The organism is Achromobacter maghribensis (assembly GCF_057334215.1).
The window spans coordinates 232,064-243,207 of the sequence record NZ_JBHFII010000047.1 but is presented as its reverse complement, the minus strand read 5'-3'; the positions used below and the strand labels follow the sequence as shown (position 1 = coordinate 243,207).

Genomic DNA, 11,144 nt, shown 5'->3' with positions numbered 1-11,144 from the left:
CAATGGCGCGCAGGCAGACGACCGTGCCCGCTTGGGGACTCTGCAGGTTGCGCAGGGGTGTATCGGGGCGGGCGGGTTCGATCAGGCGGCCGATGCGCTCGCCGGCCGTGATCGATTGTCCCAATTCAACGCCAGGCACGAACACGCCGGCTTCGCGGGCACGTAGCGTGGCGGCGGGTGCGTCCAGATCATAGAGGCGGACTTCCGGGTCACGGGGCATCGGAACATCCGAGAGCAGGCCCAGTTCACCCAGGCATCCCAGCAAGCCGTCACGGCACCGGTCCGCAAGGCGGCTACTGGTTTCCCTGCCGCCGCCGATCTCGGCGCTCAGGCGCAGCACGCCATGGCGGCTGGCCGCAGCGGGCAGGGAGGCGGCTTCAGTGCCCCGGAAAAACACGCAATGCGGCAGGCCGAAGGCGCGCGCCAGTGCGGGAAGTCGCTCGTCGTAGGCGTCGTCGCCGTAGCGGGTGATCACCGATGAGGGCAGGTAGCGCAGGGACGCGCCGCCGCTGTGCACGTCGACCATCGCCTGGATGCGGGGCAACAGCCGAGCCTCTAGCGCTGCCGCCACGCTTTCGGTGTAGCCGCGCGCCGGTGCGCCCAGGAAGGCGCGGTTCAAGTTGCCACCGTCCGCGGGTGACAGCCGTGTGCCGGCCAGCGAGGCCTCGGCGTTCACGGCGGGCAGCAGATAGACGGTGCCTCGTTCGAGGATCGCCGGCAGGTGGTGCCATAAATCGAGGATGGCCGCCTGGCCTTCCCATTCGTCGCCATGCACGCCGGCGATCAGGGCAACGGCGGGCCCGGGCCCCGCATCGATCCGCAGCACGGGGATGGTGATGCGGCGGTAAGCGGATTCATTGGTTGCGGCGGCAACGGAGAAATCCTCTCGGGTTACGCGGACCATTCGGTGACTCCGGTATGGGCGTGCACGCGCGTCAATCCAGCGTGGCGGCCTTGATGATGCTCTCCCATTTGGGCAGCTCCTTGCGAATCTGGCTCTGAACGTCCTGGGGCGTCCCACCCAAGGGTTCCTGGGAACGGCTGCGCAGTTCCTTCTCGACATTCGGCGAACGCAGCGCCTGGTTAAGCGCGGCGTTCAGGCGAGCGACGGCCGCCGGTGGCGTGCCCGCAGGCGCAATCAATGCGCTCCAGGCCGACTGTTCGTAATCGGGATAGCCTTGTTCGGCCACCGTGGGCACGTCCGGATTGGAGGCGGCACGAGACTTGGTCGTGACCGCAAGCGCGCGCAGGCGGCCGTCCTTCAGGTTGCCGATCAAGGGCGGCAGGTTTTCCATCATGGCGTCGACATGGCCGCCCAGCAGATCGGACAGCTGTGCGGCCGTGGCTTTATAGGGAATCTGTCGCACGGCGGCGCCGGTCTGGGCGATGAAGAGCTTCACGCCGACTTCGCTGGTCGTGCCGGGATCCGCCGACGTCATGGTCAGGCGGTCGGGTTGGGCGCGACTGGCTTCGATGAAGCTCTTCAGGTCTTGATAGGGCGAGGCGGTGTTGACCACGATGACGTTCGGGGTTTCCGCTACCAGGCCGATGGGTGTCACGTCTCGGTCCAGGTCATAGAGCTGTTGCTTGAACAGGAACCGGTGCAGCACCAGGGTGCCGACGTGGGCATAGCCGATGGTGTAGCCATCCGCGGGGGCGCGCACCACGGCCTGTGTGCCGATGCGGCCGCCTGCGCCGACGCGGTTTTCGATCACCACGGGTTGGCCGAGCTGGCGGCTCATTTCCTGCCCGACCAGGCGTGCGGTGATGTCCGCGTTGCCGCCGGCGGCGGCGGGCACGATCAACGTGATGGCGCGCGCCGGATAATCGGCTTGCGCGGAGGCCGCGGCAAGGCAAAGCGACAGGGCGGCAAGGCAGGCAGTGCGTTTCATGGCGATTCCCGAGGCGGTGAGAGCTGCGCCATTGTGCGGCGGTGGTCCGCGGAATCCGTTTGTCTTGCTCAGATGGTTATTCAGAAGAATCTAACGGTTCTCGATGTTGCGCGTGTCGGCCTGTTTTCCCAGGTTGTACCCCACGGCTGCGGCGCCCAATGCGACCGCCGCGCCCAATAGCGCGATGAGGGCGGTGCCGTGCCCCAGCATGTCGACGCCCGCCTTGACCCATCCGCTGGCTGCGTCGCCGCCCCGGTACACCACGGTGTCGATGACGCTCTTGGTCTTGTACTTGTCTTCGGGCGGGACCGCCGTGAACAGCATCTCGCGCCCCGGCCGGATCAGGGCGTATTCGCCGGCCCGCCGCAGGATCATCGCGGCTGCCAGCACGCCGAAGACGGGAAACGCCGCCAGCGCCAGGAACGACACGCCCACGGCCAGCGGCACCGCCGTCAACAGGAAGCGCAGGCCCAGTCGCGCGGCGACCCGGCCCGTGATGAAAACCTGCGACAACAGCGCCAGTGTCTGGACCGTGAAATCCAGCGCGCTGAAGACGCGGATGCGCTGGGCGGTGTCCGGAAACGTATCGGCCACCAGGCGCGCCTGCTCCATGTACAGAAACGTGTTCAGGGTGGCCAGCAGCACGACCAGGAGCGAAATGCCCAGCAGGTAGCGCGAACGAAAAATGCGCGAGATGCCGGCCAGGACGGCGCCCGCGATGGGGCGCTGCATGTCTTCCAGGCCGGTGTCCGCGCGCGTGGCGGCGCGCCATCGCAGCAGCCACTGTTTGAGCGGCAGCGTCGCCGTCAGCATCAGGGCTGACAGCAGAAGCAGCCCGGCAGGACCCAGTGCGCCCGCCAGCAGGGCGCCCAGCAGCGGGCCGCAGAGCCCCCCCGCGCTGGCGCCGGCGGCGATCAACGCAAACAGGCGCTTGGCCGACTCCATGCGGAACACGTCGGCCATCAGGCTCCAGGCGATCGAGACCACGAACAAATTGAACACCGACAGCCACACGTAGAAGGCGCGGGCGGCCCAGACGCTGTCGGGCCGCAAGTGGAGCAGGCCGGCGAATCCCGCCATGGTCAACGCGAACAGGCTGTAGACCCAGGTGAGCAAGGTGGCGCGCGGCACGCGGGCCGATAGCCAGCCGAACAGCGGCACGACGGCCAGCGTGGCAACGAAGGTGGCGGTGAACAACCATTGCAGCTGATTCACGCCCGCCTGGATGCCCAGGGTTTCGCGGATCGGGCGCAGCATGAAATAGCCGCAGAACAGAAAGAAGAAAAAGGCGAAGCCGCAGGCGGCGGGCGCGATTTCCTCGTCGTGGATGCCCAGCGCCCGTGCCGCCCGTGCGCGCAGGGAGGTAGGGGCGGTGGCCATGGCGCTATGCCAGCAAGGCGGCAATGCGTTCGCGCAAGGCGGCGTCCGGCTGCCGCCCGAATCCGGCCAGTGCGTTGTCGGCCATGTTGGCGGGCTTGGACGTGGCGGGGATAACGGCGGTAACGGCCGGATGGCCGATGATGAACTTCAGGAAAATCTGTGCCCAGCTCGTGCAGCCGATGTCGGCGGCAAGTGCCGGTAGCGGGCGGCCCTTGACCTGGCGGAACAGGGACCCGTCCTGGAACGGGCGGTTGATCAGCACGGCCACACCGTTGGCCCTGCAAGCGGGCAGTAGCCGTTTTTCGGCGTTGCGCGCGCCAACCGACAGATTGACCTGAAGAAAGTCGGGCTTCTCGCGTTCGACCAGTTCGGTCAGCTCGTCGTGCGCATGGTCGGTGTAGTGCGTGATGCCGATGTAGCGGGTGACGCCTTGTTGTTTCAGTTCGCGCAGCAGCGCCAACTGGTTGCGGGTGTCGATCAGGTTGTGGACCTGGATCAGATCCAGTTTGTCGCTGCCCAACAGCTTTTGCGACTGCCGCACCTGGTTCATGGCGGATTCGCGACCGTGGGCGCCGATCTTGGTCGCCAGGAAATACCGGTCACGCATCCCGCCGTCACGCGTCAGCAGCGAGCCGACAACGGCTTCCGCCTGGCCATAGCTGGGCGCGGTATCGATCAGGAATCCGCCTTCCTTACTGAAGATGTCCAGCACCTGTGCCAGCGGCTCCATGGCCGCCGTGTCGCCGGGCGAGACGTTGAAGGTGTCCGCCGTTCCCAGGCCGATGACGGGGATCAGGTCGCCCGAAGCGGGGATGGCGCGGCCTAGCATGGCTTGTTTGACGCTGAGCGCGCGCGCCGTGCCGGCGGATCCCAGCAACGCGGCGCAGGTGGCGGTTTGCAGAAAGCGGCGGCGGTCGTGCATGGCGAAGGGGCGCTCCAAAGAAAAAAGGCCTACACGCGAATGTAGGCCTTTTGCAGGGGTCTTCCGACCGGTGCTTACTCGCGGTTGCCGCCGAAGATGCCCAGCAGCATCAGCAGGTTCGAGAAGACGTTATAGACGTCCAGATAGATGGCCAGCGTGGCGGACACGTAGTTGGTTTCGCCGCCGTTGACCACGCGTTGCAAGTCAACCAGCATGAAGGCCGAGAAGACCAGGATGGCCATGACCGAGATGGTCAGCATCAGCGCGGGCATTTGCAGGAAGATGTTGGCCAGGGCCGCCACCAGGATCACCACGGCGCCGATGAACAGGAATTTCTGCATCCCGGACAGATCGCGCTTGATGGTCGTGGCCAGCGTGGCCATCGTGCCGAACACGATCGCCGTGCCGCCGAAGGCGGTCATGACCAACTGCGAGCCGTTGCTGAAGCCCATGACGAAGCCGAGCAGGCGCGACAGCATCACGCCCATGAAGAACGTGAAGGCCAGCAGCAGCACGACGCCCAGCGAGTTGTTCTTGTTCTTCTCGATGGCGAACATCAGGCCGAACGCGCCCACCAGGAACACGATGGCGGACAGGCCGGGGCTGGCGCCCATGACGCGGTTGATGCCGGTGTAGAGGCCGACGGCGGCGCCCAGGACCGTGGGGATCAGCGACAGCGCCAAGAGCCAATAGGTGTTGCGCAGGACCTGGTTGCGAGCGACCTCGCCCGGCGCGCCGGCAACTGCGCCGGAACGGTTAAAAGGGGACGGACGATATTCGTTCATGGAGAACTCCTGTGTACGGCAAAAATAGTGATTGCCTAGAAGGCTTAGATGGGAAGGATACCTTACAGTTCCCTGAAGAATCCAGTTTTTGGAAGATTTAGACCGGTCGCCGGATACCCGCCAACGGCCGGTTCAACCCGGCCGAACATCCTTGAGCACACGGGTAACGATACCCGGTAATTCGGCGTCCATGCGGGTTTGGATGTGCGCAATCGCCTCGGCCAGCGCCTGACGCATCAATTGCTCGACTTCGGCCTGCAGGCGGGCGGTCAGCACCGTGGGGTCGGGCAAGGCAGCCTGGGCGGCTTCGGCTTGCGCCTGGGCGTCGGCTTCCGCTTCCTGCGCATGGGCGACCTCCGTCAGCAACGGAAAAGCGTCGTCGGCAAATGCCGGCTCGACGCCGTCGTTGTCGGCGCGTTCCGTCAACAGGGGCGCATCCGCCTCGTCGGCGGCCGGCGGGTAGAGCGTGGGCTCGGCCCGCTGGGTCAGGGTGGGGATGCCGGGATCGTTGGGGCGAGTAGGCATGGGGGCTTCCGAATATCGATGGGCGGGCGGCAAAGGCCCGCCGGGGCGGGTAGGGCGGTCAGTCGCCAGAGGGCTGGCGGCTAAGGTCGTGGCTGACCGGCGTATGGCCGGCATTCTGGTAGACGCGCCAGCGTTGGCGCGCGGCCTGCTTGTCATCGGGGTCTTCCGACACGATTTCAAGCAGGCGCTCGAAGGTGTCGAAGCCCGGCGGGCACTCGGTGTCCAGATTCAGCAGCCACAGCGGCGCGGCGTCGCCGCCCGCCGGCTGGGCGGCCTGCGCGGCTTGCTGCGGGTCGCCGGCCGTCAGCACCACCGGCGTCTCGGACGCCAGCGGGTCATTGGCCAGCACATGCGGCACGAACGACGTGTCGTCGAACGCCCACAGCATGCGGTCGAACGCCGCCAGGCGAGAGCCATCCCTACAGTACACCACCAGCCGCTGGCCAGCCAGGAAGCGCTTGCGCACCACCTGGCAGGCCATGCGCAGGCGGTCGGGCGCGCCGAAGGCGAAGTCGATCCGCGTCATGCCCGGTTCCGTTGCTGTTGTTTCAAGCCTGGTCCAGCAGGTACTGCATCAGCAGGGGGACGGGGCGGCCGGTGGCGCCCTTGTCCTTGCCGCCGCGCCAGGCGGTGCCGGCGATGTCCAGGTGGGCCCAGGGGTAGGCCTTGGCGAACCGTGACAGGAAGCAGGCCGCGGTGACGGCGCCGGCCGGGGGGCCGCCGATGTTGGCCAGGTCGGCGAAGTTGGACTTCAGCTGTTCCTGGTAGGCGTCGTCCATCGGCATGCGCCATGCGGTGTCCAGCGACTGGCGGCCGGCTGCGGCCAGCGCCTCGGCCAGGGCGTCGTCCTTCGAGAACAGGCCGCTGTTGACGTTGCCCAGCGCCACGACGCAAGCGCCGGTCAGCGTGGCGATGTCGATGACGGCGGACGGCTTGAAGCGTTCGGCGTAGGTCAGGGCGTCGCACAGGACCAGGCGGCCTTCGGCGTCGGTGTTCAGGATCTCGATGGTCAGGCCGGCCATGCTGGTGACGACGTCGCCCGGCTTGTTGGCCGTGCCGCTGGGCAAGTTCTCGCAAGCCGGAATCAGGCCGACGACATCCAGCGGCAGCTCCAGTTCGGCCAGCGCGCGGAACGAGCCCAGCACGCTGGCGGCGCCGCACATGTCGTACTTCATTTCGTCCATGGTGGCGGCGGGCTTGAGCGAGATGCCGCCGGCGTCGAACGTGATGCCCTTGCCGACCAGCACGATCGGGCCCTGGGCGGACTTGGCGCCCTTCTTGACAGGGGCCTTGGCGCCAGCGTGGCGCAGCACGATGAATCGCAGGGGTTCCGCCGAGCCGCGGGCGACCGACAGGAACGAACCCATGCCCAATGCCTCGACCTGCTTCTTGTCCAGCACTTCCACTTTCAGCGACTTGAATTCGCGGGCCAGGCGCTTGGCGGTGTCGCCCAGGTAGGTCGGGGTGCAAATGTTGCCGGGCAGGTTGCCCAGCGTGCGGGTCAGGTCCATGCCGTTGGCGATGGCGCTGCCTTCGCGCAGGCCCTTCTGGGCCTGGGCGGCGTCAGCGCGCTCGACGATCTGGACGATCTTCTTCAATTTGGGGCGGGCGTCGCGGTCGGGTTTGCCGAAGCTGGCGTCGTAGTGATAGGTGGCGTTGCCGGCCGCGATGGCGGCGCTGCGGGCGCGGGCGATGACGGCCACGTCCGTGAGCGGGTTGGCGACCAGGGTGGACACGCCTTCAGCCAGTTGGGCGGCGACGCAGACCGACGCGAATGCCTGTTCGGCCGCCGCGTGGACGCGGGCCGAGTATTCGTCCTGCTTGCCCAGACCCACCAGCACCACGCGCTGCGCGGTCACGCCAGGCAGCGCGCGCAACGTCAGCGTGGAACCGGCGCGTCCGCGGAACTCGGTCTTGACCACCGCGCGCACGGCGCCGTTGGAGGCGCGGTCGATGATGTCGGCGGCGGGGCTCAACACGCCATCCGCGTAGACGCCGACAGCCAGGGCGGCGGTTTTGACTTGGTGCAGGGAAGCAGTGGTCTGTGTGCTAAATTCCATGAGGGTTTCCCGTGTGCGTCTGTGTATGATGCGGTCGATTATCCCGCATATTCTCCCATGTCTCTATTTAAACGCTCTGTCGTCAGCGAGATCACCAGTCACGCTGGCGTTGTCTTTTCCACGTTGCTCGTCGTGTGGCTCAGCGTGCTTCTCGTGCGCCTGCTCGGTGAAGCGGCGGGCGGCAACATCGGAGCGGACGTCGTGCTGGTGCTGGCCGCGCTGTCGACCATCACCGCCTTGCCGACCATTCTTGCCGTCTCCGTGTTCATCGCGGTGCTGACGACGGTGACGCGCAACTACCGCGAATCTGAAATGGTGGTGTGGTTTGCCAGCGGCCTGTCGCTGGCCGACTGGCTCCGGCCCGTGCTGCGCGTGGCCATCCCCATCGCTTTGGCGGTGGCGGGGTTGACGCTGGTGGCCGCGCCCTGGGCGTACCGCCAGATCGGCGAATACCACGAACGCTTCGAGCAGCGCTCCGACCTGTCCAAGGTCACCGCAGGACAGTTCGCGGAATCGTCCGGCGGCAACCGCGTCTTCTTTTCAGAAGACCCCGTCACGCCCTCCGACGAATTGGGCAACGTGTTCGCGCGTGAAATCGGGCCTGAATGGTTGAGCGTGCTGACTGCAAGCAGCGCGCACAGCGAAACGCTGCCCAATGGCGACCGTTTCCTGGTGCTGGGCGAAGGCCACCGCTATGACCTGAAGCCCGGCACGCCCGAGATCCGGCTGGTGCACTTCGACAAATACGGCCTGCGCCTGGAAAGCAAGGCCGGCGACGACCCCATCGCCGAAGCCCGGGCCGCCGCCGAACGCTCGGCCAAGGCTCGCACCACGATGCAGCTGATGGCGGACAACACCGACAGCAGCTGGTCGCAGGTGATGTGGCGGGTGTCGCTGCCCCTGGCCGCGCTGAACCTGGCGCTGCTGGCCATTCCACTGGGGGCGGTGAACCCGCGCCTGGGCCGTTCGGGCGACCTGCTGATCGCAGGCCTGGTGGGGCTGCTGTATATGAACCTGATCAACCTGTCGCGCGCCTGGATTTCCAACGGCAAGCTCAGCTTCGGGGTAGGGGTGTGGGCGATCCACGGCGCGGTGGCGCTGCTGACGGTGTTCCTGCTCATGCGGCGTCTGAGGGTGAAGGCGCCCAAGAACACCGCCCAGGCGTAACGGCCGAAGGAGGGCCTTTGCGGCCCTCCGTTCAATTCTGGCCCGTCAGGGCAAGTATTTCATCGTGCCGCGCTTGCCGGCCAACAGGTCGGCGTTTTTCAGCACCGACTTGCGGATGAATTCCCAGAGCACCGTCACGCGCTTGAGCTTGCGCAGGTCTTCGTGGCAGTACATCCAGAACGAACGCGTGATCTCCACCTCGTTCTCCAGCACCGGTTTCAATCGCGGATCCTGCGCGGCGATGAAGCAAGGCAGGATCGCCAGCGACTGGCCCTGCAGGGCCGCGTGGTACTGCGCGACCACGCTGGTGCTGCGCAACACTACCTTGCTGGCCGGCAGCAGGTCCTCCAGATAGCGCAAGCGTTCGCTGAACAGCAGTTCGTCCACGTAGCCGATGAAGGTGTGGTCGGCCAGGTCCGCGCGGCTGGCGATCGGCGGGTGCCGCGCCAGATAACCCGGCGTGCCGTACAGCCGCAGGGTGTAGTCGCACAGTTTGCTGCAGACGTACGGCCCGCGCTGCGGGCGTTCGATGGTGATGGCCAGGTCGGCCTCGCGCTTGGACAGGCTGACAAAGCGCGGCACCGGCAGGATGTCCAGCGTGATGTGCGGATAGCGGCGCTGAAAGTCGGCCGCCAGCGGCGTCAGCACGTAGCTGCCGAAACCTTCGGTGGCGCCGATGCGCAGGTGGCCCGACAACGCCTGGCCGATGCCGGACAGGTTCTCGCGGGCGGTGTGCACCGTGCTTTCCATCTGCTCGGCATGGACGAAGAGGCGCTGGCCGTCGTCGGTCAGCATGAAGCCCGCGCTGCGCGATTTCTCGAACAGCAAGGTGTCCAGTTCGGTTTCCAGCGCCCGGATGCGGCGCGACACCGTGGTGTGTTCCACCCCAAGTTTGCGCGCCGCCGCGCTGACCCGCTGGGTCCGGGCCACTTCCAGAAAATATCGCAGGCTGTCCCAATCAAGCACTTCTGGCGCTCCGAGGCCCCGGGCCTCAGGCGGCGCGGGGCACAAAATTCTATTGTGCATCAATGCACAAGGAATGTGCATTTCTGGTGTTGCTTGTTGATTTTCACACATCTACACTGGGCTGGCAGGCCTCGGGGCATTGCCCTGGGAGCCGCAAGCCGCAAAGACGGCGCACAACGCTAAAAATCAGCGCATAACACTCAGGAGACAAATCCATGAAAGTGCACGCACGCGGGCTTGCCGCAGGCTTGTGTCTGGGCGCATTGTTGGTGAGCCAAGCGCAAGCGGCGGATAAGCCGCCAGTGAAGATCGGCATTTTGACGGACATGTCCGGCACCTATGCCGGCATGGGGGGCGCAGGGTCGGTGGCGGCGGCGCAGTTGGCCATCGACGACTGCCTGGCTGCGGAATGCAAGGGCATGAAGATCGAACTGGTGTCGGCCGACAACCAGAACAAGGCGGATGTGGGCGCCGCGAAAGCGCGCGAATGGTTCGATCGCGACGGCGTGACGGCGATTGCCGATCTCACCAATTCGGCCGTGGCGCTGGCCGTGCAAGGCATTGCGCGTGAAAAGAACAAGGTCGTGATGTTCTCCGGCCCGGCCACGACGGCACTGACCAACAAGGAATGCTCACCCGTCGGTTTCCACTGGATGTTCGACACCTACTCGCAGTCCGCCGGCGGCGCCAAGGCGACCGTGCGGGCGGGCGGCAAGTCCTGGTACTTCATTACCGTGGATTATGCCTTCGGCCACTCGTTGGAAGCGGACACGGCCAAGGCGGTGAAGGCGTTGGGCGGAACCGTGGCCGGCAATGTGCGCCATCCCCTGAACGCCCCCGATTTCGCGTCCTATCTATTGCAGGCGCAAAGCTCCAAGGCGCAGGTGGTGGCGTTGGCCAACGGCGGGCAGGACACCGTCAATGCCGTCAAGCAGGCTCGCGAGTTCGGCATCGTGGCGGGCGGCCAGCGTCTGGTGTCGCTGTTGATCTTCCTGTCGGACCTGCGCGCCCTGGGGCTGGAAAGCGCCCAAGGCCTGTCGTATGTCGACGGCTTCTACTGGGATTATGACGATGCGTCGCGCCAGTGGTCGTCGCGTTTCGAGAAGGCCTTCCGCGGCCTGAAGCCCACGATGACGCAGGCCGGCGTGTATTCCAGCGTGCTGCATTACCTGCGTTCGGCGGCGGCTGCCGGCAGCACAGACGGCAAGGTGGTGGCGGACAAGATGCGTGAGCTGCCCATCAAGGATCCGATCATGCGCAATGCGTCGATCCGCCCGGATGGCCGCGTCATCCACGACATGTACCTGTACGAAGTGAAGAAGCCCGCCGAGTCCAAGGGCGGTTGGGATTATTCCAAGCTGGTGGCCACCATCCCGGCCGCCGAGGCATTCCAGCCCCTGGCCGATTCGACCTGCTCGCTGGTGAAGAAGTAACCCTGGCGCGCCCG

At 66.1% G+C, this 11,144-nt stretch carries 10 protein-coding genes and 1 pseudogene; 2 read left to right on the top strand and 9 right to left on the bottom strand.

Annotated features, from left to right (window positions below):
- The 8 genes and pseudogenes from ACE039_RS21065 to ACE039_RS21030 form a co-directional block, all read right to left on the bottom strand.
- Positions 1-904: pseudogene (locus tag ACE039_RS21065) on the bottom strand (M14 family metallopeptidase); the annotation flags it as partial.
- Positions 905-935: 31 nt separating this feature from the next.
- On the bottom strand, positions 936-1,892 hold the full coding sequence (locus tag ACE039_RS21060; RefSeq protein WP_105555088.1) for a Bug family tripartite tricarboxylate transporter substrate binding protein: 957 nt from the start codon (positions 1,890-1,892) through the stop codon (positions 936-938).
- A gap of 90 nt (positions 1,893-1,982) precedes the next feature.
- Positions 1,983-3,272, bottom strand: a complete 1,290-nt coding sequence (locus tag ACE039_RS21055; protein WP_485823250.1) for an NTP/NDP exchange transporter — start codon at positions 3,270-3,272, stop codon at positions 1,983-1,985.
- Positions 3,273-3,276: 4 nt separating this feature from the next.
- Complete coding sequence (locus ACE039_RS21050) at positions 3,277-4,194, bottom strand: aldo/keto reductase (RefSeq protein WP_485823249.1); 918 nt, start codon at positions 4,192-4,194, stop codon at positions 3,277-3,279.
- A 74-nt stretch (positions 4,195-4,268) separates the two neighbouring features.
- Complete coding sequence (locus ACE039_RS21045; RefSeq protein ID WP_448708889.1) at positions 4,269-4,979, bottom strand: Bax inhibitor-1/YccA family protein; 711 nt, start codon at positions 4,977-4,979, stop codon at positions 4,269-4,271.
- Between the two features lie 132 nt (positions 4,980-5,111).
- On the bottom strand, positions 5,112-5,504 hold the full coding sequence (locus ACE039_RS21040; protein WP_310032910.1) for a hypothetical protein: 393 nt from the start codon (positions 5,502-5,504) through the stop codon (positions 5,112-5,114).
- 58 nt (positions 5,505-5,562) lie between these two features.
- Positions 5,563-6,030 (bottom strand): DNA polymerase III subunit chi, encoded by a 468-nt coding sequence (locus ACE039_RS21035; RefSeq protein ID WP_485823248.1) that lies wholly within the window; start codon positions 6,028-6,030, stop codon positions 5,563-5,565.
- Positions 6,031-6,052: 22 nt separating this feature from the next.
- Positions 6,053-7,564: a leucyl aminopeptidase gene (locus ACE039_RS21030; protein WP_448708891.1), complete on the bottom strand. Its 1,512-nt coding sequence runs from the start codon at positions 7,562-7,564 to the stop codon at positions 6,053-6,055.
- Between the two features lie 57 nt (positions 7,565-7,621).
- On the opposite strand from ACE039_RS21030, the gene lptF reads away from it, so the two are divergent.
- Positions 7,622-8,731, top strand: coding sequence for an LPS export ABC transporter permease LptF (gene lptF, locus ACE039_RS21025; RefSeq protein WP_448708892.1), 1,110 nt, complete (start codon positions 7,622-7,624; stop codon positions 8,729-8,731).
- A gap of 45 nt (positions 8,732-8,776) precedes the next feature.
- Here lptF and ACE039_RS21020 read toward each other — a convergent pair whose 3' ends face one another.
- Positions 8,777-9,697 (bottom strand): LysR family transcriptional regulator, encoded by a 921-nt coding sequence (locus ACE039_RS21020; RefSeq protein WP_105555080.1) that lies wholly within the window; start codon positions 9,695-9,697, stop codon positions 8,777-8,779.
- A 215-nt stretch (positions 9,698-9,912) separates the two neighbouring features.
- Here ACE039_RS21020 and ACE039_RS21015 point away from each other — a divergent pair, with 215 nt between their 5' ends.
- Complete coding sequence (locus ACE039_RS21015) at positions 9,913-11,130, top strand: ABC transporter substrate-binding protein (RefSeq protein ID WP_105555079.1); 1,218 nt, start codon at positions 9,913-9,915, stop codon at positions 11,128-11,130.
- Positions 11,131-11,144 lie beyond the last annotated feature (14 nt).

Bases quoted from the DNA above. Each gene is read 5' to 3' on its own strand.
- ACE039_RS21060 (WP_105555088.1), bottom strand. From the start codon at position 1,892: ATGAAACGCACTGCCTGCCTTGCCGCCCTGTCGCTTTGCCTTGCCGCG.
- ACE039_RS21055 (WP_485823250.1), bottom strand. From the start codon at position 3,272: ATGGCCACCGCCCCTACCTCCCTGCGCGCACGGGCGGCACGGGCGCTG.
- ACE039_RS21050 (WP_485823249.1), bottom strand. From the start codon at position 4,194: ATGCACGACCGCCGCCGCTTTCTGCAAACCGCCACCTGCGCCGCGTTG.
- ACE039_RS21045 (WP_448708889.1), bottom strand. From the start codon at position 4,979: ATGAACGAATATCGTCCGTCCCCTTTTAACCGTTCCGGCGCAGTTGCC.
- ACE039_RS21040 (WP_310032910.1), bottom strand. From the start codon at position 5,504: ATGCCTACTCGCCCCAACGATCCCGGCATCCCCACCCTGACCCAGCGG.
- ACE039_RS21035 (WP_485823248.1), bottom strand. From the start codon at position 6,030: ATGACGCGGATCGACTTCGCCTTCGGCGCGCCCGACCGCCTGCGCATG.
- ACE039_RS21030 (WP_448708891.1), bottom strand. From the start codon at position 7,564: ATGGAATTTAGCACACAGACCACTGCTTCCCTGCACCAAGTCAAAACC.
- lptF (WP_448708892.1), top strand. From the start codon at position 7,622: ATGTCTCTATTTAAACGCTCTGTCGTCAGCGAGATCACCAGTCACGCT.
- ACE039_RS21015 (WP_105555079.1), top strand. From the start codon at position 9,913: ATGAAAGTGCACGCACGCGGGCTTGCCGCAGGCTTGTGTCTGGGCGCA.